General features: G+C 66.6%; 20 protein-coding genes and 2 pseudogenes. 11 read left to right on the top strand and 11 right to left on the bottom strand.

Translation table 11 applies throughout. The features are described 5' to 3' along the window. Positions 1 to 154 precede the first annotated feature (154 nt). Both AC3RCC_RS26940 and AC3RCC_RS26935 read left to right on the top strand, forming a co-directional pair. Positions 155 to 3,796: a S8 family serine peptidase gene (locus AC3RCC_RS26940; protein WP_492257189.1), complete on the top strand. Its 3,642-nt coding sequence runs from the start codon at positions 155 to 157 to the stop codon at positions 3,794 to 3,796. Then, on the top strand, positions 3,789 to 5,315 hold the full coding sequence (locus AC3RCC_RS26935; RefSeq protein WP_492257188.1) for an MBL fold metallo-hydrolase: 1,527 nt from the start codon (positions 3,789 to 3,791) through the stop codon (positions 5,313 to 5,315). Before AC3RCC_RS26940 ends, AC3RCC_RS26935 begins: the two co-directional genes overlap by 8 nt. 84 nt (positions 5,316 to 5,399) lie before the next feature. Here AC3RCC_RS26935 and AC3RCC_RS26930 read toward each other — a convergent pair whose 3' ends face one another. Further along, the gene (locus AC3RCC_RS26930; RefSeq protein WP_492257187.1) at positions 5,400 to 6,344 is read right to left on the bottom strand and encodes a carbohydrate kinase family protein; all 945 of its coding nucleotides are present in this window, start codon (positions 6,342 to 6,344) and stop codon (positions 5,400 to 5,402) included. Positions 6,345 to 6,748: 404 nt separating this feature from the next. Here AC3RCC_RS26930 and AC3RCC_RS26925 point away from each other — a divergent pair, with 404 nt between their 5' ends. Beyond that, complete coding sequence (locus AC3RCC_RS26925; protein ID WP_492257186.1) at positions 6,749 to 7,729, top strand: sugar-binding transcriptional regulator; 981 nt, start codon at positions 6,749 to 6,751, stop codon at positions 7,727 to 7,729. A gap of 75 nt (positions 7,730 to 7,804) precedes the next feature. Here AC3RCC_RS26925 and AC3RCC_RS26920 read toward each other — a convergent pair whose 3' ends face one another. The 8 genes from AC3RCC_RS26920 to AC3RCC_RS26885 form a co-directional block, all read right to left on the bottom strand. Further along, positions 7,805 to 9,133, bottom strand: coding sequence for a pyruvate dehydrogenase complex dihydrolipoamide acetyltransferase (locus AC3RCC_RS26920; RefSeq protein WP_492257185.1), 1,329 nt, complete (start codon positions 9,131 to 9,133; stop codon positions 7,805 to 7,807). Between the two features lie 2 nt (positions 9,134 to 9,135). After that, positions 9,136 to 10,134: an alpha-ketoacid dehydrogenase subunit beta gene (locus AC3RCC_RS26915; RefSeq protein WP_291642647.1), complete on the bottom strand. Its 999-nt coding sequence runs from the start codon at positions 10,132 to 10,134 to the stop codon at positions 9,136 to 9,138. Next, entirely contained in the window at positions 10,134 to 11,165 is a 1,032-nt protein-coding gene (locus tag AC3RCC_RS26910) for a thiamine pyrophosphate-dependent dehydrogenase E1 component subunit alpha (protein ID WP_492257184.1), read from the bottom strand. Before AC3RCC_RS26910 ends, AC3RCC_RS26915 begins: the two co-directional genes overlap by 1 nt. A gap of 3 nt (positions 11,166 to 11,168) precedes the next feature. Next, positions 11,169 to 12,494: an NAD(P)H-dependent oxidoreductase gene (locus AC3RCC_RS26905; RefSeq protein WP_492257183.1), complete on the bottom strand. Its 1,326-nt coding sequence runs from the start codon at positions 12,492 to 12,494 to the stop codon at positions 11,169 to 11,171. Positions 12,495 to 12,652: 158 nt separating this feature from the next. Beyond that, on the bottom strand, positions 12,653 to 13,885 hold the full coding sequence (locus AC3RCC_RS26900; RefSeq protein ID WP_291642640.1) for a phosphopentomutase: 1,233 nt from the start codon (positions 13,883 to 13,885) through the stop codon (positions 12,653 to 12,655). Positions 13,886 to 13,909: 24 nt separating this feature from the next. Next, the gene (locus AC3RCC_RS26895; protein WP_291642638.1) at positions 13,910 to 15,007 is read right to left on the bottom strand and encodes an ABC transporter ATP-binding protein; all 1,098 of its coding nucleotides are present in this window, start codon (positions 15,005 to 15,007) and stop codon (positions 13,910 to 13,912) included. A gap of 72 nt (positions 15,008 to 15,079) precedes the next feature. Continuing rightward, entirely contained in the window at positions 15,080 to 16,744 is a 1,665-nt protein-coding gene (locus AC3RCC_RS26890) for an ABC transporter permease (protein ID WP_492257182.1), read from the bottom strand. A gap of 4 nt (positions 16,745 to 16,748) precedes the next feature. Next, a complete protein-coding gene (locus AC3RCC_RS26885; RefSeq protein ID WP_492257181.1) occupies positions 16,749 to 17,720 on the bottom strand; it encodes an ABC transporter substrate-binding protein in 972 nt (323 codons plus the stop codon). Positions 17,721 to 18,134: 414 nt separating this feature from the next. Here AC3RCC_RS26885 and istA point away from each other — a divergent pair. Further along, a pseudogene (gene istA / locus AC3RCC_RS26880) lies at positions 18,135 to 19,634 on the top strand (IS21 family transposase). Next, positions 19,634 to 19,783, top strand: a pseudogene (locus AC3RCC_RS26875) (IS21-like element helper ATPase IstB); the annotation flags it as partial. The pseudogenes istA and AC3RCC_RS26875, both read left to right, overlap by 1 nt. A gap of 161 nt (positions 19,784 to 19,944) precedes the next feature. Here AC3RCC_RS26875 and AC3RCC_RS26870 read toward each other — a convergent pair. After that, positions 19,945 to 20,214, bottom strand: a complete 270-nt coding sequence (locus AC3RCC_RS26870; protein ID WP_492257180.1) for a hypothetical protein — start codon at positions 20,212 to 20,214, stop codon at positions 19,945 to 19,947. Positions 20,215 to 20,485: 271 nt separating this feature from the next. Between AC3RCC_RS26870 and AC3RCC_RS26865 the strand changes: the two genes are divergently transcribed. The 3 genes from AC3RCC_RS26865 (at position 20,486) to AC3RCC_RS26855 (ending at position 22,118) form a co-directional block, all read left to right on the top strand. Further along, positions 20,486 to 20,806: a hypothetical protein gene (locus tag AC3RCC_RS26865; protein WP_492257179.1), complete on the top strand. Its 321-nt coding sequence runs from the start codon at positions 20,486 to 20,488 to the stop codon at positions 20,804 to 20,806. Positions 20,807 to 20,877: 71 nt separating this feature from the next. Then, a protein-coding gene (locus AC3RCC_RS26860) for an IS5 family transposase (protein WP_492256049.1) occupies positions 20,878 to 21,641 on the top strand; the annotation gives its coding sequence in 2 pieces (ribosomal slippage) (positions 20,878 to 21,214 and positions 21,214 to 21,641; 765 coding nt in all). A 249-nt stretch (positions 21,642 to 21,890) separates the two neighbouring features. Beyond that, entirely contained in the window at positions 21,891 to 22,118 is a 228-nt protein-coding gene (locus AC3RCC_RS26855) for a 4-oxalocrotonate tautomerase (protein ID WP_492257178.1), read from the top strand. A 360-nt stretch (positions 22,119 to 22,478) separates the two neighbouring features. Here AC3RCC_RS26855 and AC3RCC_RS26850 read toward each other — a convergent pair whose 3' ends face one another. Then, a complete protein-coding gene (locus AC3RCC_RS26850) occupies positions 22,479 to 23,282 on the bottom strand; it encodes an IclR family transcriptional regulator (RefSeq protein ID WP_492257177.1) in 804 nt (267 codons plus the stop codon). Positions 23,283 to 23,409: 127 nt separating this feature from the next. Here AC3RCC_RS26850 and AC3RCC_RS26845 point away from each other — a divergent pair, with 127 nt between their 5' ends. From AC3RCC_RS26845 to AC3RCC_RS26835, 3 genes are read left to right on the top strand one after another with little or no spacing between them, the layout of a single operon-like run. Beyond that, positions 23,410 to 24,654, top strand: a complete 1,245-nt coding sequence (locus tag AC3RCC_RS26845; RefSeq protein WP_492257176.1) for an ABC transporter substrate-binding protein — start codon at positions 23,410 to 23,412, stop codon at positions 24,652 to 24,654. Then, the gene (locus tag AC3RCC_RS26840; protein ID WP_492257175.1) at positions 24,651 to 25,142 is read left to right on the top strand and encodes a MaoC family dehydratase; all 492 of its coding nucleotides are present in this window, start codon (positions 24,651 to 24,653) and stop codon (positions 25,140 to 25,142) included. Before AC3RCC_RS26845 ends, AC3RCC_RS26840 begins: the two co-directional genes overlap by 4 nt. Next, entirely contained in the window at positions 25,139 to 26,767 is a 1,629-nt protein-coding gene (locus AC3RCC_RS26835) for an acetate--CoA ligase (RefSeq protein WP_492257174.1), read from the top strand. The genes AC3RCC_RS26840 and AC3RCC_RS26835 overlap by 4 nt, the downstream gene beginning before the upstream one ends. Positions 26,768 to 26,774 lie beyond the last annotated feature (7 nt).

Raw genomic sequence — 26,774 nt, 5'->3', positions numbered from 1 at the left:
CGAGTTGCATTAAAAGCGCGAAACAAGCGTAAAATTGTATCTGCGGTGACTTGGCCCGGACTTCGGGGACGCCTTGCCTCGACATGGCAGGCTCGTCACGCGTCCCGGCTGTATCGGCTTGCTATCGGTCAATCCACTGTGCGCGGGGGGCGACATGGCTGGTTTGCTGGTCAAGGTGCGCGGCGACGCAAAGGCTTTCCAGAAACAGGCCGCCGCCGCCGGGCCTGTGGTCGAGCCGATCCTGACGGTTCCGGCGGCGGCCACGGGGCGAGGCGTCGCCGCGAGCGGCCAATCGACCTGGTTCAAGATCGGCGCAGGCATTTCGGCGGAAAACGCCTGGGACGATGCGCATGCCATATTGGGCAATGCCGCAGGGTTCGGCGCCTCGGACTCGGCGCAGATCGAGGCCGTCGAGCCCGAGATCGAGCAGAAATGGCTTGCCGAGAGTCCCGACGACACGGCGCGAGCCGGAGCCCTGCGCGGCGCAGCGGCCAATCTCTGCGCATTCGACGACCAGGACGGCGGCGGCGGCAAAGCCGTTGTCCCGCGCCGCGTCGCCTGGAATCTCGACGATGATTTCAGCCGGCTCCGCCGGGCCCGCGACAAGGTCGGGACGGCGCAGCAGAAGATCCGCATCGCCCATCTCGACACGGGCTACGATCCCGATCACGTCACCTTGCCCCGCCATCTGCTGACGGCCTTGCAGGCGAATTTCGTCGCCGGCGAGGACCCCAAGGACGCGGTCGACCGGATTCCGCCCGGTGGGTCGCCCTTCGCCAATCCCGGCCACGGGACCGGCACGCTTTCGCTCCTGGCCGGCAATCGGATCAACAAGCCGCCGGGTTTCCCGGGTTTTGAGGATTTTCTCGGTGGCGCCCCGCTCGCGGAGATCATCCCGATCCGGATTGCCGACTGGGTCGTACGCTTCACCACGGGCACGATCGTGCAGGGCATCGAGTATGCCCGCCGCAACGGCGCGCATGTGCTGTCGATGAGCATGGGCGGGGTGACCTCCCAGGCGCTGACCGATGCGGTGAATCTCGCCTATGACGAGGGTCTGCTGCTCGTCACTGCCGGCGGCAACAATATTTCCGGGGCGCCGAGCCCGAAAACCATCGTCTATCCCGCACGCTACAAGCGCGTCATCGCCGCCTGCGGCGTGATGGGGGACGGGCGCGCCTATACAGGGCTCTCTCCCTTCACCATGCAGGGCAATTTCGGGCCGCGCGAGAAGATGGACACCGCGATCGGCGCCTACACGCCGAACGTCCCCTGGGCCCAGATCCATTGCGGCGGGATCGTCGACATGAACGGCGCCGGCACTTCGGCGGCGACGCCGCAGGTCGCGGCGGCAGCGGCCCTCTGGCTGGCGCATCATTGGGCGGTCGTCAAAGCCTATCCGAAGGCCTGGATGCGGATCGAGGCCACGCGCAAGGCGCTGTTCGAAGCGGCCGCCAAGAGCACTGCGCGCATGGACGTGGCCGAGACCTTCGAAAAGATCGGCCAGGGCGTACTGAATGCCGAAGCGGCGCTCGCGATCGCGCCGGCGCGCGCCGGCGATCTGACCAAGCTGCCGCCCTCCGATCCGAGCTGGCCCTGGCTCAGCCTGCTCTTCGGTCAGGGCGGCGTCGAACTCGCGGCCGGGGCGGATCAGAGGCGCCGGGCCATGTTTGCTCTGGAGCTGACGCAGATGGCCCAGCGTGTCGCGGCGGTCGAGCAGGCGCTGCCCTCGCCGGAACGCCCCGTGGACGCGATCGGTCCGGCCGAAAGGAACCGCTATCTCGAAGCGGCGCTCGACGCCGGCAATCCCTCCAAGGCCCTGCGGGCCGAGCTGGAGCAGCATCTCGGACGGCAGGCGGCGGCGGCTCCCGCTGCCGCGCCGGCACGCGTCCACCGCATTCGCCGCAAGATCGTCGAACCGGGCGCGCCGCCGCGCCGGCTTCGCGTCTTCGCGCTCGACCCCAGCATGGCCAAGCGGCTCGACACGCTGCCAGTCAACGAGACCGTGCTCACGCTGCCCTGGGACGATCATCCCGAGGCCGGCGCGGATGCGCCCGGTCCGCTCCGGCCCGGCCCGGTCGGGGAGTATCTCGAGGTCGTCGATATCGATCCGGCTTCCGGCAAGGCCTATGATCCGATCGATCTCAACCATCCTTGGCTGCTCGCGCAGAACGGCGTGGCCCCTTCCGAGGGCAATCCGAAGTTCCACCAGCAGATGGTCTATGCGGTTGCCATGAAGACCATCGGCGCCTTCGAGAAGGCGCTCGGGCGCCGGGCGCTCTGGGCGCCTCTGCGCCGGCGCAAGGCCGATGGCAGCTATGTCGGCGAATTGCCGGTGCGCCGGCTGCGCATCTATCCCCATGCGCTGCGTGCGGCGAACGCCTATTACAGCCCGGACAAGGTGGCGCTGCTGTTCGGCTATTTCCCGGCCGCGTCGAAACAGGGCGATGCCACCGCGCCCGGCAGCATGATCTTCAGCTGCCTGTCCAGCGACATCATTTCGCATGAGATGTCGCATGCCTTGCTCGACGGACTGCATCGCCGCTTCCAGGAGAATTCCAATCCCGACGTCGCGGCCTTCCATGAGGGCTTTGCCGACATCGTCGCGATCTTTCGGCATTTCACCATTCCCGAGCTCGTGCGTTTCGAGATCGGAAGGGCGCGCGGTCGTCTGAATGCGGCGACCATGCTGGCCGGTCTCGCCGCCCAGTTCGGCGAGGGGCGCGGCATCGGCGGCGCCTTGCGGAACTATCTCGGCGAGGAGACCAGGTCACGGCGCTACGCCACGACGACGGAGCCGCACGACCGCGGCGAGATCCTGGTTCTGGCGGTCTACGACGCCTTCCTCGCGATCGTGCAGCGCCGCACCGCCGATCTCATCCGGCTCGCTACGGGGGGCTCGGGAATCCTGCCCTCCGGCGCATTGCATCCGGATCTTGTCGACCGGCTCGGCGACGAGACCTGCAAGGCGGCCGATCAGGTCCTGCGCATGTGCATTCGCGCGCTCGACTACTGCCCGGCCGTCGACATCACCTTCGAGGAATATCTGCGCGCGATCATCACGGCGGATGTCGACCTCGTTCCTGACGATCCCTTCGGATACCGTGTCGCCTTCATGGAGGCCTTCCGCGCGCGTGGCATCCCGATGCGCAGCGTGCGGACCGTGTCCACGGAGAGCCTGACCTGGAACACGCCCGAGATCAACGATCCGCCCTGGGTGGCGAAGGCGTTCGCCGGGATCGATTTCGACCTGGAGCGGCGCGCGATCCATCACGAGCTCGTCCTCGCCAACGAGGATAATCGCTGGACGCTCTGGCGTATGCTGGATCAGGCCTTCGCCGCCGATCCGGAGGCCTGTCGTGATCTCGGGCTCGAGCCGAAGCTTCCGCGCTTCGACGCGCATGGCAAGATCGCGAGCCCGGCCAAGAGCGCGACCACGTTCGAGGTCTTCAGCGTTCGCCCCGCGCAACGGATCGGACCGGATGGCACTTTGCAGCGCACCATCGTCGCCGTCGTGCATCAACGTCGCCCCGAGCCCTTCGACGGCAAGGACGTGGCGAACGGCTTCTTCTGGTTCCGCAGCGGCGCGACGCTGATCCTCGATGCCAATGGCGGCAAGCCGGTCATTCGCTATGCGGTGGTCAAGAACGCCGACAGTCAGCGCCGCCTCGAAGAGCAGATGCGCATGGAGACCGGGGGCGGGCCGGCATCGCTGCGATCGCTCTATTTCGGCGGCCTGGACCGCGAGCCCTTCGCCATGATGCACGCCGAACGCGGGGAGCACGACCATGGCTAGGGCGCAGCGGAAGGCCACAGCAAGCGAGTCGGGCCATGGCTCGGCCTCCGGGGCCGCTGCCGCTTCGGCGGCGCACGGCTTTACCGTCAGGCATTATTGCCAGGGCATTGGCGATTGCCATCTTCTGAGCTTCCCGCGGGAGGATGGCGGACGCTATTTCGTGCTGATCGATTGCGGCGTCCATTTCCTCGTCAAGGGCGGCGCCGACACAATGCGCGAGGTGGTCGCCGATATCGCTCGGACGACCAGGCGCATCGATCTCCTGGTGGTGACCCATGAGCACATGGATCATGTGTCGGGATTCGTCAGCGCGGCCGAGGCTTTCAAGGGCATCCATGTCGAGGATGTCTGGTTCGCCTGGACGGAGGATCCGAACGATCCGATGGCGCGCGAGCTCGACCGATATAAGGGCCGGGCGATGGCGGCCCTGCAGGTCGCGGGCGCAAGATTGGCGGGGCTGAGCCGGCCCAGCGCCCATCTCGACGCACTCGGCAAAGGCCTCGCCCAGGTCATGGGCTTCTATTTCGGCGCGGCGGGCGACAATGTCCGCAGGGCCCGCAACGCCGCGCGCGATCTGGCGAAGGGCAAGGTCAGCTATCGGCAGCCGGGGGAAGGGCCGCTGGCCCTTCCGGGCGTCGCCGGCATCAAGGTCTATGTTCTGGGGCCGCCGCGCGAGCCTGCCCTGATCCGGGTGGAGGAGCGCGCCAGCGAGCTCTACGGTCTGGCCGGCGGTAGCGGCATGGCGCAGGCCTTGCTGGGCTGCCCGGCCAGTGGCGATGGCGTTGCCGACGACGATGGCTCGCCTTTCGATCCTGAAATCGGCTGGCCGCTCGCCGAAATCCTGCCGCTGGCGGGAGGCGCCAAGCCGCCGAAACCCGCCGAGCTGCCGGATCGCAAAGCCGCTGCGCTGGTCGATCTGCTCCACGCGCATTATGCCGGTCCGGCGGTGCAGGGCCGGGGGAAGCAGGCACTCGCCGCCGACCAGTCCTGGCGGCGGATCGACGGCGACTGGCTCGGCGTCTCGGCCGATCTGGCATTGCAGCTGGATCGCGGCGTGAACAATACCAGTCTGGTGCTGGCATTCGAGTTCGGCGATCGCCGGGTCGCGCTGTTCGTCGGCGACGCCCAGGTCGGCAACTGGCTTTCCTGGCAGGGTCTGGAATGGCAGGACGGGGCCGTCACTGGGCCGGACCTGCTGAAGCGCACCGTCTATCTGAAGGTCGGGCACCATGGCAGCCACAACGCGACCTTGAAGGCCAAGGGGCTGGAGCTGATGGACGATCCCGACCTCTCGGCCTTCATCCCGGTGAACGAGGCCGATGCCAAGGATATCGGCTGGACGGAAATGCCGTTCGCCGAGATCATCGACGCGCTCAAGCGGCGCGCGGGCGGTCGCGTGGTGCGTGCGGACGAACCCTGGCTGGCGAGTGGCGCGATCCCCGCGGCATTGGCCGGCAGCGGCTCCCTGCGGACAGCACGCTGCAAGCCCGGCCTATGGGTCGAATTCGACATCGCCTGACCGGGGGGCGGCGAACCGGCGAAATTGCCCTTCTGGCTCGCGCAGTCGCTCCGTTCGACCGGCTGCGAACGGGCGTAAGGCGCGCTATCGGCGCGAAGGCGTCGTGCTCATGAACTCCCAGGTATGGTCGAAGGAACGGACGCCCGCCTGCGAGCCGAGCCCGGTCGCGTTGAGGGCCGAGGTCGCCTGGGCGAAGCGCACCGCGACCTCCGGCTCCATCTCGCGGCAGAGCGCCACCGCCATGCCGGCATTGAACGCATCGCCGCAGCCGCAGGTGCATTTGACCGCGATGTCGAAGGCCGGAACGCGGAAGCTCGTCCCATCGACATGGTGATAGGAAGCGCCTTCTGCTCCCAGCGTGAAGATGCAGCATCGCGTGCCATAATCGAAGAACTGGCTGGCCATGTCGGACAGATCCTGCCGGCCGGTCAGGGCCATGGCTTCCTCGACCGAAGGCATGAAATAGTCGGTATGCGGCAGGACGCGTGCGACCGCCGGCAGATCCTCGGGCGAGCCGGCGAAGACATCGACCGTGGTCACCGCGCCGGCCTGCTTGGCGCGCTGCAGCAGCCTGGCATTCTGGGCCGGATCCATTTTGTCCATCAGGCCGACGCCGCCGAGATGGACGATGCGCGCCTCACAGACCGTCCCGAGCGCTGCGTCCGCGACGTAGAAGTCGCCCGTCGCCCCCTTCATATGCAGAGCGGGGCGCGAGCCGTCCCTGCGCGTCGTGACGATCGAGGACGAAGTCCTGGCACCGGCGATCTGCTGCATGCCGGAGATATCGACGCCGAACGCGCCCAGGCGCTCGAGCACCCAATGCCCCATCAGATCATCGCCGACGCCGCCGACCGCGAGGCAGGACAATCCCATCTTGGCGGCCGCGATCGCCGCGGTGCCGGCAGCGCCCGACACGGCGAGCGTCAGCTCGTCGAGGAAGAAGGTGCCGCCGCCATCGGGGACCGCATCGAATGGCCAGCCGAGACAATCGAAAGTGTAGAAGCCGATCGAGGCGTAATCGTACTTCATCGGCCGCCATCCGCTGCCGCGATCGAGGGGGCGCCACTGCGATGCCGGGCCGCATATGCGCCTTCGGCAAGGACAGCAGCGGCGATGCCGTCATTGGAAGTCGAAATCCGCATGGCCGTTCCTGCCCGCCGCCCCGACGCACCGGGCGGATTGTTGCGGACTTTTATGTCATATGAAGATCATATGTTCAAATATATACGAGGCGGAATTGTGCTGCTCCAGCAGGTCGTTCCGGCCTGCGGCGCGAGGCCGGAGACGTGTCCGATCTGATACCGCGGCGCCGTCTCCGGCACTGCGGGGGAAGAATGAGACAGGTCCGTTTGGCCGCATCGCGGATCGGAACGGGGCCGACGTGACAACCGTCGAAATCGGCAGGAGCCGAGCTCGGCATGAATGGAGAAACCATGGCCAGGAACGCGCGTCCCAAGCTCACCAAGTTCCAGGCCGACCAGAACGAGCTCAAGCTCAAGGCCGCCTGGCTCTATTTCGTCGAAGGGCACACGCAGGAGCAGGTCGCCGAGCAGATCGGCACGAGCCGGATCAAGGCCCTGCGCCTGCTCGCCGCGGCGCGCGAGGACGGCACGGTCAATATCTCGATCAATTCGCAGGCCGAATCGATCTTCGCGCTGCAGCGTCAGCTCGAACGCCATCTCAAGCTGACCCAGGTTGTGGTGGTCCCGGCCAGCGCCCAGAGCGAGGCCAGCATCGCCGCCGTCGTCGGTCATGCGACCGGGCAATACATCTCGCAGCAGCTCTTCGCCGGTGCCACGGTCGGCGTCGGCTGGGGCGCGACGCTGAAAATCTGCATGCAGGCGCTCGCCTGGCGCGAGATCGAGGAGATGACGGTCGTGTCGCTGCTCGGCGGACTGACCAACGCCACCGCCGACAACCCGTCCGCAGTGTCCTGGCGGCTCGCCGATTTCTACAAGACCAAGCTCTATCAAATCGCCGCGCCGGTTTTCGTGCCGAGCTCCGAGCTTGCCAGAGAGCTCTGGGCGATCGCCGGGTTCCAGGAACTGCGCGAAAGGGCGCAGCGCAGCGATATCGCGCTGATCAGCGTCGGCAGCCTCGGCGAGGAAGCCTCGATCTTCCGGCGCGGCATCCTCGACAAGGCCGAGCTGAAGAGTCTGGCGACGGCCGGGGCGGTCGGCGACGTACTCTGTCATTTCGTCGACGCCGAGGGGCGGCTCGTCGATCACCCGGTCAACCGGCGCGTCATGGCCGTCAGCCCGGCTGACCTGCACGGCGTCGGCACCGTCGTGATCTCCTCCGGAGGGGAGCGCAAGGCGCAGGCGATCCGGGCCGGCATCGCGGCGACCAAAGCGTCGGTCCTGATCACCGACACCTCGGCGGCAGCAGCACTGCTCGATCTCGAGCCCCTGTAGCGGGCGCTTCTCGCCTCACCGGGGCCGATCGCTCCGGGCATCGGCGGCTCGCCAGGGGCCGCGAGCCCTCCGAGTTCACACCAGCATCGCCATCGGCTTCTCGATATAGCCCTTAAAGGCCTGGAGCAGCTCGGCGCCGAGCGCGCCGTCGACGGCGCGGTGATCGGTCGAGAGCGTCACCGACATGATCGTCGCGACCGCGAGCTGGCCGCCCTTGACCACGGCGCGCTGTTCGCCGGCGCCGACCGCCAGGATCGTCGCATGCGGCGGGTTCACCACCGCGGCGAAGTCCTTGACGCCGAACATGCCGAGATTGGAGACCGCCGTCGTGCCGCCCTGATACTCCTCCGGCTTCAGCTTGCGTGCCTTGGCCCGTGCCGCCATGTCCTTCATCTCGTTCGAGATCTGGGAGAGCGTCTTGTGGCAGGCGTCTCGGATGATCGGCGTGATCAGACCGCCCGGGATCGAAACCGCGACGCCGACATCGGCATGCTTGTGCTTCAGCATCGCGCCATCGGTCCAGGAGACGTTGGCATCGGGCACCGCCCTGAGCGCCAAGGCGAGCGCCTTGATCACCAGGTCGTTGACCGAGAGCTTGTAGGCCGGCTTGCCGTCCTTCTCCGGCGCCGCCGCATTGAGCTCGGCCCGCAGCTTCAGGAGCGCGTCGAGCTCGCAGTCGAGGGTCACGTAGAAATGCGGGATGGTCTGCTTGGCCTCGGTCAGACGGCGCGCGATCGTCTTGCGCATGCCGTCATGCGGGATCTCCTCATAGGAACCCGGCGCGAACAGTTTCTTGACCTGCTCGTCCGAGGGGCCGGCGGCGAGCGGCGCGGAAGCGGGCTTCGCCGCAGCGGGCGCGGCCGGCGTTGGGACACTTGTCTGGGGGACAAGTGCACTGGCGAGCTTCGCTGCCGTGACGTCCTTTTCGAGGATGCGGCCATGCGGGCCGGAGCCCGCGATCGAGGCCAGGTCGACACCGGCTTCGCGCGCGACACGGCGCGCGAGCGGGGTCGCGCGCACATCGCCGCAACAGGCCGGGCGGGTCGCAGCCGGCGCCGGTGGCGCGCCAGGTAAGGCGTCCGCAGGCTCCGCCTCCGCCGGTGCTGGCTGAGCCGGCTGGGCGATCTCGGCCAAGGCCGGCGCCCCCGCCGCGTCATGGGCTTCGCCCTCCCGATAGATCCAGGCGACGGCGGCGCCGACCGCAATGTCGACGCCTTCCTTGCCGGTGATGTCGCGCAGCACGCCGCTCGCCGGCGCATCGATCTCCATCGCCGCCTTGTCGGTCTCGATCTCGAAGAGCACGTCGCCCTTCTCGACCTTCGCCCCCTCCGCGAAGAACCATTTCGAGATGCGCCCGGTCGCCATGTCCATGTCGACCTTGGGGAGGATGACCTCGACCGGCATGATCAGCGCACTCCGCGCACGAGGTCGCGCGCCGCGGCGACAATGCCCGGCACCTGCGGCACCGCGGCCTTCTCGAGCTCGGGGTTGTAGGGGATCGGCGTCTCCGCGCCGCCGAGCCGCACAATCGGCGCGTCGAGCCGGTCGAAGGCCTCGCTCTCGGCGATCATCGCGCTGATCTCGGCGCCGATGCCGAGGGTCTTCACGCCCTCATAGACGCAGAGCAGCCGGTGGGTCTTGATGACGCTGGCGATGATCGTCGCATTGTCCATCGGCCGGATGCTGCGCAGATCGACGACCTCGACATCGATGCCCTCGGCGGCCAGGGTCTCGGCCGCTTCCAGAGCCTTGTGGACCATGATCGAGGTGGCGACGATGGTCAGGTCCGTGCCGCTGCGGCGGATCGCTGCCTTGCCGATCGGCACGGTGTAGTGCCCCTCCGGAACCGGCCCCTTCATCTTGTAGAGCAGCTTGTGCTCGAAGATCATCACCGGGTCGGGGTCGGCGACGGCCGCGAGCAGCATGCCCTTGGCGTCATGCGGTGTCGCCGGCTGGATGACCTTGAGCCCCGGCACATGGCCGAGCCAGGCTTCGAGGCTCTGGCTGTGCTGCGCGGCAGCCCCGGTCCCCGAACCGGCCGGGAAGCGCATCACGACCGGCACCGAAACGGCGCCGCCGAGCATGTAGCGCATCTTCGCCGCCTGGTTGACGATCTGCTCCATGGCGAGCGTGGCGAAATCCGAGAACTGGAATTCGAAGATCGGCCGCAGGCCGGTGACGGCTGCGCCGACCGCGACACCGGCGCCGCCGAGCTCCGAGATCGGCGTGTCCATCACGCGCTCGGGCCCGAAGCGCTCGATCAGGTCGCCGGTGACCTGGAAGGCGCCGCCATAGACGCCGATATCCTCGCCCATCAGGACGACGCGCTCATCGGCTTCCAGCGCGATGGCCATCGCTTCCTGGATCGCCTGCGAATAGCTGAGTTCCCTGACCTCGGTGCTCATCACTGCTGTTCCGTGTAGACGTAGTCGGCGAGGTCGGCGGTTGCGGGTGCCGGGCTGGCCTTGGCGAATTCGATTCCCGCCTCGATCTCGGCGCGCACGGCCTGGCGCACCGCCTCGATCTCGGCGGGGCCGGCGATGCCGAGATCGGTCAGCTGCACCTCAAAGCGTGCGATCGGGTCGCGATTGGCCATCCAGTCGTCGATCTCGTCCTTGGTGCGATAGCGGTTGCGGTCGCTCTTCGAGTGGCCGCGATGGCGGTAGGTCTTGCACTCGATCAGGCTCGGCCCCTCGCCGCGGCGGGCCCGCTCCACGGCTGCGTGCGAAGCCTCGGCCACGGCGGAGAGATCGTTGCCGTCGACGATGACGCCGGGCATCGCATAGGCGGCGGCACGGTCGGCGATGTTCGGAACCGCGGTCGAGCGCTCGGTCGAGGTCGACATGCCGTAGCCATTGTTCTCGCAGACGAAGACGACCGGCAGCTTCCAGACCGAGGCCATGTTCAGCGCCTCGTGGAAGGCGCCCTCGTTGTTGGCGCCGTCTCCGAAGAACGAAACCGCGACCTTGCCGGTCCGCAGGCGCTTGGCGGTCAGTGCCGCGCCGACTGCGATCGGGATGCCGCCGCCGACGATGCCGTTGGCGCCGAGATTGCCGGTCGAGACGTCGGCGATATGCATCGAGCCGCCGCGACCGCCGCAATAGCCGGTGGTCTTGCCGAAGAACTCGGCGAACATCCGGCTGACATCGGCGCCCTTGGCGATGCAGTGGCCATGGCCGCGATGGGTCGAGGTGATCTGGTCTTCGCGCGTCAGCGGCAGGCAGATGCCGACGGCGCTTGCTTCCTGGCCGATCGAGAGATGCATGGTGCCGTGGATCAGCCCGCGCATATAGCTTTCCTCGGCCGCTTCCTCGAAGCGGCGGATCAGGTGCATGCGCTTGAGCGCGCCGAGCAGTTCCTCGCGCGGATAATGCCGGTAGAGGAAGGGCAGGTTGGTCGAGTCTGCCGTCGCGGAGGCGGTTGCCGGAGCGGTCATGGATCAGGCTTCCTTGCCGTGGATGAGGGCGTCCTGCCGGGCGCGCAGGATGGCGAGCTTCGAGCCGGGCGCGACGGCGGCGTTCGCATAGGTCAGCATCTCGCCCTTGCGGATCGGGGCGGTGACCGTGCCGCCCTGCAGCATGCCGCAGGGAATGGCGCGCGCGGTGCGTGCCTCTTCGGCCGTCATGATCCAGGCGCGGTAGCAATATTCGCCGATGGCATCGAGCCGGTCGCCGGGCTTCAGGTCCTTCTTGGCGACGGCGCAGACCTCGGCAACCGGCCGGGCGAGCGGCACCATGTCCGGCTTGCCATAGAGCACGACGCGGGCGCAGGTCAGCGGCACTTCCAGCGAGGTCAGGTGATAGGGCCGGTGGAAGGTGAAGTACGGGCCCTTGCCCATCTTCAGATCTTCCATGCGCTCCGAGATTCTGGGATGCGACATGTCGGCGACGACGAAGACGCCGGGCGCCACACCTTTGCCGATCGAATAATCGACGACGCCGACGCGCGAGAGCACGCCGCCATCCTTCTGCGGGATCAGGGTCGAGGAGAGCTGGTCGAGCGTCGCCGCAGGGCCGTGCATGCCGGGCTTGTCCGGAACGAGGCCGGTCGCGTTGGCGATCGCCGCCATCTCGACCATGGTCTTCGAGCCGTCGACGAACTCGACGAGCATGCGCACATTCATGTTCCGGCGCGCGGCCTCCTCGGCATAGTCGTCGGGCACGGCGTCGAAATTGAGCGGGTTGTTCTTGCCCTTGCCGGCCGCGACGATCGGGTGGCCCATCGCGGTGACGAACTCGATCAGCTCCATGCAGGAGGAGGGCTCGTCGCCGGCGCCGAGCGAATAGGTCACGCCGAGGCGATCGGCCTCGCTCTTCAGATAGGCGCCGATGGTGACGTCGGCCTCGACATTCATCATCACCAGATGCTTGCCGTGCTCCATCGCGGCGAGACCGATCTCGGCGCCGACGGACGGCACGCCGGTGGCGTCGATCACGACGTCGATCAGGCCGCTGTTGAGGATCAGCCCGGAATCACCGGTGACCGCGACCTTGCCGGCTTCCATCGCCGCATTGAGCTCGGACTGGCCGGAGGCGTCGCGATAGTGACCCTCCTCCTGATAGGCGATGTCGACGGCCTTGCGCGCCGCCGGCAAGTTGAGGTCGCAGATCGCGCCGACCGTCACGCCCGACATATGGGCGACGCGGGTGACGATGTCGGTGCCCATCTCCCCAGAACCGATGAGCCCGATGCGGACCGGGCGGCCGCTATCGGCGCGGGCCAGGAGATCGCGTGCCAAGCCGGTCGGTGCGACGTTGATGCCCATCCAGTTTCTCCCGTTGCGAGCGTCCGGCCGGTCAACGGCCAAAACGGTCAATGCACATTTGTTGAAATTAAAGGCGATATGTTCATAGTTCAGCGGGCCGGCCTTGCCCGCCGGTCCGGTCGGGGCCGGGCGTCGCGCTTGCCAGCGCCAGCCGCCGCTCAGGCGACGGCGATGTCGTCCAGGAAGCTCGTCCCGATCTCCGTCGGCTCGACCGAGAAGATCTCGGCCACCGTCGCGGCGATGTCGGACAGGCTGTCGCGCATGAAGATGCCCTTCGGCTTGATGCCCGGCGTCCAGACCAGCAGCGGCGTGAACTCGCGCGTGTGCTTGTCATGGCCGATGGTCGGGTCGTTGCCATGATCGCCAGTGACGATCAGCAGGTCCCTTGAGCCCATCATCGCCATCATCTTGCCGATGCCCTCGTCGGCGAGGCGTAGGCAGGCGGCATAGCGCTCGGCGCTCTCGTCATGGCCGGCGAGATCGGTCTCCTGGATGTTGATTGCGATCAGCCCGGAATGGACGCGCGCCATCGATGCATAGGTCGCGTCCAGCACCGGCCGGGTCAGGACATGCGGCTCCTTATGGGCGCCCTCGCAGGTGATGACGTCGGCGACCTTGCCGAGCAGCTCGACCTCGTAGCCGGCTTTCTTCAGGATCGTCGGCACCTGGACATCGGGCTTGGTGCCGCGTGTCAGATGCCGCACCACGTAATTGCTGGTGTAGAGCCCGAGCGCGACATTGTTGACGCCGCACTGGCCGGTCGACCGCCGCTCGGTGCAGCGCCGGATATCGGCGGCCCCGAAGCCGTAGCCGCCCATCGCCACGATGCGACGCACCCGGGCGACCGAGCGCAGGATCTCGCCGACCTTGACGATCTCCTCATAGGGCATGTCGTCGATCGAGCCGACGCAGTGATAGGTCTGCAGCGGATCGCTTTCGAGATTGTCGCCGCAGATCATCTTGCCGTCGACGAACAGCGCGGCGAGGCCTTCGCCCGCCGGCTCGACATGGTGTCCGGCCCGGCGCAGGGCAGCGGCGACGTCGTCGCGCACCACCTCGAACAGCTCCTCCGGCACATCCGGCACGCGCGAGCCCATGATGACCTGATGGCCGAGATAGGTGTCTGCGCCCTTGTAGCCGAGATTGCAGACGCCATGGACGGCGATCGGGTTCGGCTCGATGCGCAGCCCCGAATCGGGCGCGACCGTGCCGAGGCCGAGGCGCTCGAGATTGGGGAGGGAGAGCCCGCCCGCCGCCTGCACGACATGCTTCAGCGTGTTCGAGCCGACATCGTTCGGACGCACGAGATGCACGTCCGGCAGCGCGCCGAGGCCGAGCGCGTCGAGGACGAGGATGATGACCCTGTCGAAGGGCGCCTGGCTGTTCGTCATGGCGGTTGTCTTTCCGGCTTTCGTTCAGGCGGCTTCGGCGCTGCGCGCGAGCAGGTGGATGGTGTCTTGCTTGAAGCCGATGCCGACCGCGTCGCCCTCGCGGATCTTCCAGGGCTCGCCGAGGGCGGAGCGCGTCGCGGTGACCAGCGTATCGCCGACGCGCACCCGGTACTCGGTCTGGTCGCCGAGATATTCGACCTCCTCGACCTTGCCGGCGAGGCCCTGTCCCGGCTGCTGGAGCGTCACTGCCTCCGGCCGCACCAGCGCCAGCACCTCCTTCGGAAGGTCGGGCGCGGGCAGGGGTACGCGCGCCGCCATGCCGAGCGTCTCGATCTGTGCCTGCCCGTTCGCAGCGCTGGTGATCGTCGCCGGCAGGGCGTTCACCCGGCCGACGAACTGCGCCACGAACAGCGTCGCCGGGCGGGCATAAATCTCCTCCGGCGGGCCGATCTGCTCGATCCGGCCGCTCTTCATCACGGCGATCCGGTCGGAGAGGCTCATCGCCTCGTCCTGATCATGGGTGACGAACAGCGCGGTGGTGCCGAGCCGCCGCTGCAGGCGCCGCAATTCCGAGCGGACCTGGACTCTGAGCTTGGCGTCGAGATTGGAGAGCGGCTCGTCGAAGAGCAGCAGGTCCGGATGCATCACCAGCGCGCGGGCGACCGCGACGCGCTGCTGCTGGCCGCCGGAGAGCTGGCCCGGCAGGCGCGGGCCGTAATCCTCGAGCCCGACCGCCGCGAGCGCGGTCGCGACCTCGCTGCGCACCGTCTCCTGCGCCACCCGCCGCAGCCGCAGCGAATAGGCGACGTTCTCGAAGACGGTCATGTGCGGGAAGAGCGCGTAGTTCTGGAAGACCAGGCCGATGCGGCGATGATGCGCCGGCAGCCGGGCGATCGAGCGCTGGTCGAGCAGGATCTCGCCGGTCTCGAAATCCTCGAGGCCGGCGAGGGTGCGCAGCACCGTCGTCTTGCCGCAGCCGGAGGGGCCGAGCAGGGTGACGAATTCGCCGGGCGCGAGGTCGAGGTTGAAATCGGTCACCACCGGCAGGCGGCGTCCGCCGCCGAGCGAGTAGGACTTGTCGAGATTGCGGATGGCGAGAGCCTTCGCGGATGTCTTCTGCATGTCGATGCTCTACTTGTTTGCTTTATCGCATTTTCTTGACGCGAACCGGTGACCACTTCGCTCGAACATGCTCTAGCGGGTCTCGCGCCAGTCGCCGCCGAGCAGCCGCGGCACGCCATGGATGACGGCCAGAACCATCACCACGACGATGACGCTGAGGGCCGCCGCCTCGCCGACATCGCCGCGGTCCATCTGCGAAAGGATGGTCGGGGTGACGAGGGACCAGTGCGGCGAGACCACGAAGATGACGGCGCTGAGCGTCGTGACGCTGCGCGTGAACGAGAAGATCATGCCGGCGAGCAGGGCGGGCTGGATGATCGGCAGCAGCACGCGCCAGAGCGTCTGCCCGGAGGTCGCCCCCATGGTGGTCGAGGCTTCGTCGAGCGTCCGGTTGATCTGGTTGAGTGCCGCGACGCCCGAGCGGATGCCGTAGGGCAGCGAGCGGACGACGAAGGCGGCGACGATGATCGCAGCCGTGCCGGTCAGCAGCAGCGGCGGGCTGTTGAAGGCGAGGCCGAAGGCGAGGCCGATCACCGTGCCGGGAATGGCGAGCGGCAGGTTGGCGGTGAAATCGAGCAGCGAGCCGCCGCGCACCCTTGTGCGGGCCACGACCCAGGCGATCAGCACGCCGAGCATCACCGAGAGGAAGGAGGCGACGACGCCGAGGATCAGCGTGTCGAGCAGCGCGCCGCGCGACTTGGTCAGGGCCGCGACGAAATGCTTGGTGGTGAAGCCGTAATTGATGCCGAAGAGCTGCGTCGAGGCACCGGCCAGGATCGTCGCATATTGCAGGCAGATCACCAGGGTGATCGCGCCGACGAAGCTCAGCGCCGCGATCTGCACGCCGCGATGGCGCACCTCGCGATGCCGGCTCGAACCCTTGGCGCCGACCGAGGCGAAGGACATGCGGGCGCTCAGCGCCTTGTGGGCGAAGAACATCAAGAGCGCCGGGATCAGCAGCAGCACCGCCAGGGCCGCGCCCTTCGGGATGTCGTACATGCCGATGATCGTCTGGTAGATCTGCGAAGAGAGCACCGGGAAGTCGCCGCCGAGCAGCAGCGGATTGCCGAGATCGGCGAAGGAATAGCTGAACATCAGCAGCATCGAGCCGGCGAGGCCCGGCACGAGCAGCGGCAGGCTGATCGTGCGCAGCACGTTCCAGCCATTGGCGCCCATGGTCGAGGCCGCCTCCTCCAGCGAGGCGTCGAGCCCGCGGAACAGGTTCAGCATCAGGAGATAGGCGAAGGGGAAATAGGAGATCAGCTGTGCGACCACGAGGCCGGTGAAGCCGTAGAGACCGGTGCTCTGCAGGCCGAGCAGCTCATGCGTGATCAGGCCGCGGCGGCCATAGAGCATGATCAGACCGAGCGCCATCAGGATCGGCGGCGAGATCGTCGGCAGCAGGGCGAAGAAGTGCCAGAACCGCTTGCCGGGGATGGCGACGCGGGCGATCGCATAGGCATAGAGCGTCGCGAGCACGGTGCCGAGCACCGCGACGGTGGCGCCGAGCAGCAATGTGTTCCAGAAGACGGCGCGGTTGTAGGGGTCGGCGACCGTGCCGGCCAGCGCCGCGAACGAGAGCCGACCATCGACCGAGAACGCGCGGGCGAGCAGGTCGAGCATCGGATAGGCGGTGAAGATCAGGACGAAGGCGGCAACGCCGGGATAGACCAGATAGATGGTCCAGTCCCGGCCCTGCTTGCCCTCCGTCAGGCCCGCGGGCGCAACGGAGCTCATAGACTCACTTTCTTCCGGCCAGAATTTCGTTCTGGAAGCGCGTGATGATCTTCTGGCGGGTGGCGGAAGCACCGGCCCAGGCGAAGTCGAAATCGATCAGCTTCGCGTTCGCGAACGGCTTCACGAGGTCGTGGACCTTGGCGTTCTTGTTGGTCGGCACGTCGAAATAGTCCGATGCGGCGAGCGTCTCCTGCGAGGCCGGGGTCACCGCCCAGTCGAGGAAGGCCTTGGCGGCTTCCGGCTCCGGTGCGTCCTTGAGCATGACGGCGCAGAACAGGTCGTAGCCCGTGCCCTCGGAAGGCAGCGTCATTTCGAGCGGGAAGCCCTTGTGCATGCTGCCGAGGATGTCATGGGCGAAGAGGATGCCGACGCCGACTTCGCCGCGCCCGACGAGCTGCGTCGGACCGATGCCGGAGCGGGTGTATTGCGAGACATTGGCGTTGAAGCGCTTGAGCCAGTCCCAGCCCTTCTCCTCGCCCATCACCTGCAGGATGGTGGCGAGGAAAACATAGCCGGTTCCGGAGGTGGCGGGGCTGCCGATGCAGATCTGGCCGGCGAATTCCGGCTTGGTCAGGTCCTCCCAGCTCGTCGGCGCCTTCAGGCCCTTCTCCTTGAGGAAGGTCTTGTTCGAGGCGATGCCGATGAAGTCGACGTCGATGCCGGTCCAGTAACCCTCGGGATCGACATATTTGGCCGGGATGTTCTCGATGCCCTTGGGCTTGTAGGGCTGCAGCAGCCCTTCGCTCTTCAGGGTCATCATCGAGGGCAGGCCGATGCCGTAGAGCACGCTGGCCTGCGGGCGGGCGCGCTCGGCCCGGATCCGGTTCACCGCCTCGCCGGCGGAGAGGCGCAGAAAGGTCGTCGCGACCCCCGATTTCTGCTCGAAATCCTTCACCAGCGCGGCACAGGTCGGCTCAGGGGGCCCCATATAGGCCGTCAGCTTCTTGCCCTGCGCCTGTGCGGACAAGGAAGGCATGAGCGACGCGCCCAGCAGGCCGCTCGCAAACTGTCGGCGATTCAGATTCATCGTAGCTCCTCCCATGAACATTTTTATTTTTAAATGCATATTTGTTCAAACCTCGCCTTGTCAAGCAATGTGTGGCGGCGCGGCGTGGCGCGTCTCGGTTCGGCGTTGATCGCGCGTTTTGGAGCCTGCCTGGGGGGTATCGGAATGCGCGCGTGCGAGAGCAATCGAGGCGCAAGCGACAGCGATTTACAACGCTGTGAAGCCGAAGTTTGCGGGCGGTGTCGATATCCCCGTGAGGGCCAATCGATGTGTTTCGGCGTGCAAGTTTGACCCCGTGAGGCGGGGGATCGGCGTCCAACTTTGACCCCCTTGAGCCGGTTTCGGTGAGACTGCCCGTCCTGGTTTCGGCTGGGCTGGCGGGGGATGAAGGGCGTGGATACGATTGCGCGGATCCGGCGCGAGTTCTCGATCCGGGCGAAGACGATCAAGGAGATCGCCCGCGAGCTGCACGTCTCTCGGAACACGGTTCGGAAGGTGCTGCGCTCGGGCGCGACGTCGTTCGAGTATGCGCGGAAGGTTCAGCCGCAGCCGAAGATCGGGACCTGGCGCCCTGAGCTGGATCGGTTGCTGATGGCGAACGACGGCAGGCCGGCGCGCGAGCGCCTGACGCTGATCCGGCTCTTCGAAGACCTGCGGGATCTCGGCTACGAGGGCAAATACGATGCCGTTCGCCGCTATGCGCGAGGCTGGCGCCGCGAGCAATCCGCCGTCACGGCCGACGCCTATGTGCCTTTGAGCTTCGCGCCCGGCGAAGCCTATCAGTTCGGCTGGAGCCACGAGATCGTCGTCATCAATGGCGCGACGACCCAGGTGAAGGTGGCGCATGTCCGGCTTTGTCACTCGCGCATGCTGTTCGTGCGGGCCTATCCGCGCGAGAGCCAGGAGATGGTCTTCGACGCCCATGACCGGGCCTTCGCCTTCTTCAAGGGCGCTTGCACGCGAGGCATCTAAGACAACATGAAGACGGCGGTAGAGACGATTTTCGTCGGCAAGGAGCGGGCCTATAATCGCCGCTTCCAGCAGATGTGCAGCCATTACCTGGTCGATCCCGTCGCCTGCACGCCGGCCTCGGGCTGGGAGAAGGGGCAGGTCGAGAACCAGGCCGGGCTCGTGCGCGAGCGCTTCTTCGCCCCGCGCCTGCGGGTCAAGAACTACGACGAGTTGAACGCCTGGCTGCTGGATCAGGTGCTTCGCTACGCCAAGGCCCACCGCCATCCGGAGCAACGTGACCGCACGATCTGGGAGATGTTCGAAGCCGAGCGCCCGAGCCTGGTGCCTTACGCGGGGCGGTTCGACGGCTTCCACTCACTGCCAGCCTCGGTGTCGAAGACCTGTCTCGTGCGCTTCGACAACAACAAGTACTCGGTCATCGCGCGTGCGGTCGGGCGCCCCGTCGAGATCCGCGCCTATGCCGATCGGATCGAGCCGCGCCAGGGCGGGCGTATCGTCGGCGAGCATCCCCGCTGCTATGGCCGCGACCAGACCATCTACGACCCATGGCACTATGTCCCGGCACTGGCTCGCAAGCCGGGCGCCCTGCGGAACGGAGCGCCCTTCAAGGACTGGGTCTTGCCCGGTGCGATCGACCGGGTCCGGCGCAAGCTCGCGGCCGTTCAAGACGGCGACAGGCAGATGGTCGAGATCCTCACGGCGGTGCTCAGTGACGGATTGTCCGCCGTCGAAGCCGCCTGCGCGGACGCTCTGCGGCAAGGCGTCCACTCCGCCGACGTGATCATCAACATCCTGGCCCGGCGCCGCGAGCCGGCGGCAGCGATCACGATCATGACGCCTGATGCCTTGCGCCTGCGCCATGAGCCCGCCGCCGATTGTGCCCGCTACGACAGCCTCAGGAGAGCCGTGTGATGGAACGCTCCGAGATTCTCGCCACCATGGGCGAGCTCAAGCTCTATGGCATGAAGGCCGCCTTCGACGAGATCATCGCCTCGGCGGTGAAGCGCCAGCACGAGCCGCAGCGCGTCGTCGGCGACACGGTTCTCACAGGCATACATGAATAGCGCGACGAATTCGTCCGAAAAGCCCTCGGCCCTCATGTCCCCGATGACCGTGCTGTGTTCCTCGTCCAGGAGCGCCTTGTCTTCAGATGAGAGCGCAGCTTCCGGAGCGGGTTCGATGCAACCACCCGTGCTGATGACCCAGCCACCGACACAGGGCGTCACGTAAAGGGACTGTTCGGGATCGCGGTCCCGTTCGCCGTCGGCACCGAGTCCGCGCCCTTGAGCAAATCGCAGTCACCCTTGCGGAGATGGCCGGTCGACAAGTCGAGCATGGTCCAGAAGTTCGCCCTGAGTCGTGCATCAGCCGCAGGGCCAAGCAATATCCGGCTGGTTTCCTTAGGCGTATCCATCCAAAGGAGCAAGTAATACCACTTCTCATTGGTGAAATGGGGACGAATTTCTGCTTGAAGATCGATCAGGTAGGCCACGTAAGTCTCGACGAAAGCCGCTTTCGACGGGTATTGACCGTTGATTGCTGTTATTATTCAGATAAAATCCTGGCCAGATCAGCCTGAATGCGGCCACTCTCCCAATGCTCGGGTAGGAATCTTCAAGTTGCAACCTGTTGAGCTTGGATGTGCCTGAGCCGTCGGCGCCACTGAATCCCGCACCTCACCGGTGGCGCACAGGAGGACGATGCCATGCGAAGATCGCGAGGCAGTGACGGCTGAGCGGCGTGGATCGCCGCCGGGGGGCAGCATGATCGAATACTGCGAGAGTCTGCGTGCGATCCTGGCTCGCGACGAGACGTTGTTTCTGCCGGGCCATGGCCCGGCACTGTTCGACCCGATGCCCTATGTGCAATCGCTTCTGGACCATCGTCTTGGTCGTGAAGAAGAGATCCGGAAAGCCCTCGAAAAAGAGGCGCTATCGAGCTGGGAACTGGTCGATCGGCTCTATTCGAAGCGAGATTCGAAGCTCCGGCGCGCGGCCGAACGGAATGCCTGTGCCCATTTGATCAAACTGGAATCTGAGAGCCGCGTCGGTCGTGACGGAGAGGTCTGGTTCGCGATGGGCTAGGCTCTGAACTCAATCGGGTTGCGGTTGGTTTGCTCGGCTGATTCAAAGTCTCTGCTGTTGTGGAGGCATGGATGGGCAAGTCGCTGACTTGGTTAAGCGATGCGGAGTGGGAGCGGATCGAGCCGTTTCTGCCGCGCGGTCGCTGTGGAGCCCGGCGTGTGGATGATCGCCGGGTAATCTCGGGGATCGTGCATATGCTGCGGATCGGGGCGCGCTGGCGCGATTGCCCGCCGGAGTATGGCCCCTACACGACCATCTACAATCGCTTTCACCGCTGGAGCCGACAGGGCGTCTGGTTTGCGGTGTTCGAGGCGTTGACCGGCCACAGCGGCGCGTGGGGTGCGGTCGCGATCGATTCCACCAGCATCAAGGTCCACCGCTCGGCGGCCGGCGCAAAAGGGGGGCCTTCGTACAAGGCATCGGCACCTCGCGCGGCGGACGTACCAGCAAGATCCACGGACTGACCGATCTCGCCGGACGGCCGCGCATCCTGTTGATTTCGCCGGGCAACACGTCCGACATGACGATGGCACCAGCTCTGATCGAAGCGGCGCGCGGTCGCTTCGACAAGCTGATCGCCGACCGCGGCTATGACACCAATGCCATCCGTGCCGCGATCCAGCAGCAGGGTGCCGAGGTTGTCATCCCCGCTACGCGCAGCCGCAAGGCCCCGATCCCTTACGACCGTAACGCCTATCGCAACCGCAACCTCGTCGAACGCCTCTGGTGCAGGCTGAAAGACTGGCGCCGCATCGCGACCCGCTACGACAAGCTCGCCACCAACTTCATGGCAGGCGTCTTCATCGCAGCTGCAATCACCTTCTGGTGTGATTGAGTCCCGAGCCTAACGGGACATAGCGGCTGCCTTCCGCCTCTCCGCATGCGCATCTGGCTGAATTCGCCCGTCCGATCGGGTTGAAGCAGTAAAGATTGCCTCCATTATTGGTGCTGCCGGTCGGTGTGCTCGCGTAAAGCGGGTGTGATGCGGCGGGCGGCTCATCTGGATGCTGGTGCTGTGGAGAAACATCGAGCCGTAGCGCTGGCTCTGGTTTGATCCGTGTGCAGGTCACTCGAATAATCATCGATGCAAGAGGAGATGCGGATGCCAACGGTCCGTGTGGAATTGTCGCCGGGGCGAAGCCGGGAGCAGAAGGATGCTTATGTAGAGCAGGTCACGAAACTGACTGCAGAGCTTCTGAACTGCCGCGTCGAGTCCGTCGATGTCATGTTCATCGAGATACATGGTTCGAACTGGGCTCGCGGGGGGCGGTATTTCGCGCCGCCTCCCGAGGATAGCAAGGCAGCCGAATAAAGCCCGATAGAGCTCGGCGATTGGATGTGTCACGCATGTCTGGTCGAGGAAGCGGGTTGCTTGGCAGCATCGACCGATGCGCTGGAGAGGCTCCGCAGATTTGCGGGGTCGTTCATTGCGCGGGATGCGCAGTCCGCACGTCCGGCTCGCCGGACGCCGGGGAGGAATCGAATCCTCTCCGAAGCCGATCCGCCAGGTGGGGCAGGCGTTGTTCCCCCCATGTCTTTTTGCTGTTGACGCCTATCGGCGATGATTGGCACGACGTAGCTTTCGAAATCATCGATCGCGGCGATAGCCGAGAGAACGACGAAGCGATCGATCGCTTTCTAACGACGCGCCGGTCCTCTCTTGTGCCGGGCGTCAGGGCGCGGATCGGCCTCCGCTCGCGGTTTGCACTTCCGGCGGCCGCTCCTTGAGCGCCCGCGTGAGCGGCTCGACAGCTGAGTGCAGTGCCTGGATATAGTCCTGCTCCGGCTTCTTCGTCATACGCTCCAGCAAGCCGGCCGTGCCGACACTGTAGAGCACGCCGGCGCCGGCCAGCGGGATCGGCACCGCAAGCGCCCCGAGCCCCTGCTCCATCTCGTTCCAGCAGGTAGCGTAGCCGCGGTTGCGCACCCCGGCGTAGTCCTGCTCGATCTCGGCACGCTCGGTCCTGGTCTCCGGCGTCAGTTTGGCCAGCGGTGCCGACAGGACGCGATCGATCATGTCGGGGGCCTGGAAGGCCATGATCGCCTTGGCCGAGGCCGCGACATGGGGCGCCAGCGCAAGGCCCGGGACCACATAGCCGCGCAACCCAGAACTCGGGGCCGCCCACGCCACCGAAACCACCTCGTCGCCGAGAAGCCGGGCGAGATAGCAGGTCTCCGACAGCCGGTCGGCGAGGGCGTTGAGAACCGGCTGGACGGCGATGGCGAGCCAGGCGGAATCCGAGCCGGCATGCAGGATCCGCAGCAGCCGCGGGCCGATCTTGTAGTCCTTGCGCTTGCCTCCCGCGGCGACGATCAGCCCGGTCGCCTGCAAGTTCTGCAAGAGGCGGTGCGCCGTCGCGACCGAGAGGCCGCAGCGGTCCGCGAGGCCGGAAACGCCGAGCCCGTCCTGTGACAGGGCGATGCTCTCGAGCGCCCGGATGTAGCGCTCGAGCGGGGTGTCTGTAGCGGGTTTCACGGGCGATCTCCGACGACGGGGCCGATGCTGCTGCACGAGCGGCCACTTGACAACGACTCAGTCTATCGCATTAAATTCCATTTATCAAAAACTATTTCCGATTTACGGAAAAATATGGGAGGCGATCATGACCAGTGAAATCGAACGGACCTCGCTACGCTTCGACCGTCGCCAGGCGCTCGGCCTGCTCGCGGCCTCGACCTCGCTTCTCGGCTCAGGCGCGGCGTTGGCCAATGCGGCGCCGGGCGTGGCTCCGAAGTCGATCCGGATCGGCGTGCTCGGCAGCCTGACCGGGCCGCTCGCCGTGTTCGGCAGCGGCAATCTCGCCGGCGCCACGCTGGCCTTCGAGCAGGCGAATGCCGCCGGCGGCGTCAATGGCCGGCAGATCGAATGGGTCTCGCTCGACGACGAATCCTCGCCGCCCAAGGGCATCGCCGCCTTCAAGCGCCTCGTCGATCAGGAGAAGGTCTTCGCGGTTTTCGGCCCCGCCGCGAGCGCCGTCGGCCAGGCGCTGGTCCCGACCTTCAAGGCCAGCAAGACGCCGGTCTTCATCTCGGTCTTCTCGACGCCGGCCGTGACCGAGCCGCCGATCCGCACGGTGTTCCGGACCGGGCCGATGAACGACCGGCAGCAGGGCAGTGCGATCGCCGATTATCTCGTCGATGAGCTCAAGGCCAAGCGCATCGCGCTGCTGCGCCAGTCCGACGAATACGGCAAGCGCGGCGCCGACGGGCTGATCGGTCGCCTCGGAAGGCGCCAGGTGAAGCTGGTCAGCGACGAGGTCTTCAACCTCGCCGACAGCGACTTCACCGCCCAGATCGCCCGGACCATCCAGGCAACGCCCGATGTCCTCGTCGTCTACGGCTATCCGAATCCCTCGGCCATCATCACCCGGCAGGCGAGGCAGCTCGGGCTGAAGGCGGTGATCATGGGCTCGAATTCGGCCGGCAGCAGGAAATACCCCGAGATCGTCGGGGAGGCGGCGAGCGGAACCCGCAACATAGTGACGCTCGATGCCCTGCCGGAAGGCAGTGAGCCCACCGCGGTGCGCTTCCGTCAGGCCTTCGAACAGCGCTTTCCGGATCTGGCACGGCAGGGGCGCCCCGACCTCGGCGACATCCTAGGCTATGGCGGCGCGCTGGTCTTCATCGAGGGGCTGAAGCGCGCCGGGGCGCAGCCGACGCAGGAAGGGTTCATCCAGGCCCTGGAATCGCTGAAGGGTTTCGAGACCGGGCTGACGCTGCCGACCACGTTCGGGCCGGATATCCGCGAGGGCAACCAGTCGGCCAAGGTCGTCGAGATCCAGAGCGATCTTTCGCGCAAGCTCGAGCCGGTGGTGATCAAGGCCCGTGACGGGGGCAACGCGCCGTGACCGCGCTTGCGCCGGAGGCCCAGCTCTTCGCCGAGGATTTTCGCGTCGGAGGGCGCTTCTCCGGCGTACCGCGCGCCGTCGGAGAAGCGCAGTTCACGGCCTTTGCCGGGATCACCGGCGACGCCCATCCGATCCACTACGACGCCGACTATGCCGCAAGGACGCGGTTCGGCCGGCGTCTTGCCCACGGGCTCCTCGTCACCGGCATGGCGGCGCTCGGCGCGACGGAGACCTCGCGACAACTCGAGCAGTCGCTGGTTGCCTTCCTGGAACAGGACGGGCGCTTCCTGGCGCCCGTCTTCATCGACGATGTCCTGACCAGCCATTTCGAGGTCGTGGCCGTCGAGCGCACTGCGGGCGGGAACAAGGCGATCCTGCGCCTTGCGGTGACGCTCACCAACCAGAGCGGCGAGACCGTCTTCTCCGGGCATCACGCCTATTTGCTGACCTGCCGGCCGCCGGCCGCGCCTCTTTCGGACGCCCCATGACCCTCGAGACCTACAGCGACGTCACGCGCGCCTTCTCCTGGTCCGCAGTCTCGGACCAGCTCGGCTGGAGGCCGGGCGAAAAGGTCTCGCTCGGAGCGGCGATCGTCGACCGTCACGCCGATAGCGACAGGACGGCGCTGATCGCGGTGGCCGCGGATGGCCGGGAGACCCGGCTGAGCTATCGGGAGCTGTCGCAGGCCAGCAACCGCTTCGCCAATCTGCTGGGCCGTCTCGGCGTCCGGCCGGGCGACCGGGTCGCCGGGCTCTTGCCGCGCGGCCCGGAAGTGTTGATCGCGATGATCGGCGCGCTCAAGCTCGGGGCGATCTATGTCCCGATCTTCACCGGCTTTGGCCCGGATGCGGTGGCTTACCGGCTGTCGCACAGCGAGGCGAGGGTTCTCGTCACGCATCGCGGCAATTTCCATCAGCTTCCCGCCAGGCTCGACGGGGTCGCCGTCGTGGCGGCGGGTTCGGGAGGCGAGCTTCCGGCCGGTTTCGTCGATTTCGAGACTGGGCTCGCGATGGAGACGCCAGAGTTCGAGCCGCTGCTGCGCGACCGCGACGATCCGGCCGCCATCATCTACACCTCCGGTTCGACCGGCCAGCCCAAGGGCGGCACGCTCGCAGTCAACTTCCTCGCGGCGACCTGGCCCTATATCATCCACGGCCTGGATGTGCGGCCGGACGACGTCCTCTGGGCCACCGGGGATCCGGGCTGGGGCTATGGCTTCGTCTGCTATCTCGGTGCTCTGGCCCGCGGCGCGCTTGTCATCTCGGTCCAGAAGAACCCGACGGCCGAGCTCTGCCTCTCGGTCCTGGAAAGCTACCGCGTCACCAACATGGCGACGACACCGACCGTGCTGCGCAGCCTGCTGACGCTGGACGAGCAGGCGCTGCGTGCGCCCGATCTGCGCTTGCGCGCCATGTCGAGCTGCGGCGAGCCACTCAATGGCGAGGTGGTGCAGGGCTTTCGCCGCCTGTGGAATGTCACGCCGATGGACCATTTCGGCGCCACCGAGTACGGGCTGCCGATCGGCAATCACAATGCGATCGCCATGGAGGTCCGGGCCGGCTCGATGGGCCTGCCTTGTCCGGGCTACCGCATGGCGATCGTCGACGAGGATGGCGTCGAGCTGCCGGCGGCGGGGGCGATCGGCTTCATCGCCAAAAGAGCGGATGCCGATTGCCGTTACTGGCTGCGCTACTGGAACGATGCAGCGGCTTCGGCGGCGCTCGTCCGCAATGGCTGGATCGTCACCGGCGATCTCGGTCGCCGCGACGAGGACGGCTATTTCTGGTTCGAAGGCCGGACCGACGACATGATCAAGAGCAGCGGCTACCGGATCGGCCCCTTCGAGGTCGAGAGTGCGCTGCTGACGCATCCGGCCGTCGCCGAGGCTGCGGTGGTCGGCCAGCCGGATGCGATGCGCGGCCAGGTCGTCAAGGCCGTCGTCGTGCTCCGCCCCGGCCATGTCGGCAGCGACAGCCTGACCGAAGAGCTCGTCGAGACGGTGAAGCGCACCGTCGGCAAGCACCAGTTCCCCCGCATCGTCCAATATGTCGATGCGCTCCCGAAGACCGAGACCGGCAAGATCCAGCGCTTCGCGCTGCGCGCCGCGAGCTGAGGCAACA

It is taken from the genome of Allobosea sp. GW823-FHT01F03, assembly GCF_058798075.1.
This window is presented reverse-complemented; position numbering and strand designations above follow the sequence as displayed.

Coding starts and splice junctions, on each gene's coding strand:
- AC3RCC_RS26855 (WP_492257178.1), top strand. CDS start 21,891: ATGCAAGAGGAGATGCGGATGCCAACGGTCCGTGTGGAATTGTCGCCG.
- AC3RCC_RS26865 (WP_492257179.1), top strand. CDS start 20,486: ATGATCGAATACTGCGAGAGTCTGCGTGCGATCCTGGCTCGCGACGAG.
- AC3RCC_RS26895 (WP_291642638.1), bottom strand. CDS start 15,007: ATGCAGAAGACATCCGCGAAGGCTCTCGCCATCCGCAATCTCGACAAG.
- AC3RCC_RS26935 (WP_492257188.1), top strand. CDS start 3,789: ATGGCTAGGGCGCAGCGGAAGGCCACAGCAAGCGAGTCGGGCCATGGC.
- AC3RCC_RS26900 (WP_291642640.1), bottom strand. CDS start 13,885: ATGACGAACAGCCAGGCGCCCTTCGACAGGGTCATCATCCTCGTCCTC.
- AC3RCC_RS26930 (WP_492257187.1), bottom strand. CDS start 6,344: ATGAAGTACGATTACGCCTCGATCGGCTTCTACACTTTCGATTGTCTC.
- AC3RCC_RS26920 (WP_492257185.1), bottom strand. CDS start 9,133: ATGCCGGTCGAGGTCATCCTCCCCAAGGTCGACATGGACATGGCGACC.
- AC3RCC_RS26940 (WP_492257189.1), top strand. CDS start 155: ATGGCTGGTTTGCTGGTCAAGGTGCGCGGCGACGCAAAGGCTTTCCAG.
- AC3RCC_RS26890 (WP_492257182.1), bottom strand. CDS start 16,744: ATGAGCTCCGTTGCGCCCGCGGGCCTGACGGAGGGCAAGCAGGGCCGG.
- AC3RCC_RS26905 (WP_492257183.1), bottom strand. CDS start 12,494: ATGGGCATCAACGTCGCACCGACCGGCTTGGCACGCGATCTCCTGGCC.
- AC3RCC_RS26915 (WP_291642647.1), bottom strand. CDS start 10,134: ATGAGCACCGAGGTCAGGGAACTCAGCTATTCGCAGGCGATCCAGGAA.
- AC3RCC_RS26910 (WP_492257184.1), bottom strand. CDS start 11,165: ATGACCGCTCCGGCAACCGCCTCCGCGACGGCAGACTCGACCAACCTG.
- AC3RCC_RS26885 (WP_492257181.1), bottom strand. CDS start 17,720: ATGCCTTCCTTGTCCGCACAGGCGCAGGGCAAGAAGCTGACGGCCTAT.
- AC3RCC_RS26835 (WP_492257174.1), top strand. CDS start 25,139: ATGACCCTCGAGACCTACAGCGACGTCACGCGCGCCTTCTCCTGGTCC.
- AC3RCC_RS26925 (WP_492257186.1), top strand. CDS start 6,749: ATGGCCAGGAACGCGCGTCCCAAGCTCACCAAGTTCCAGGCCGACCAG.
- AC3RCC_RS26845 (WP_492257176.1), top strand. CDS start 23,410: ATGACCAGTGAAATCGAACGGACCTCGCTACGCTTCGACCGTCGCCAG.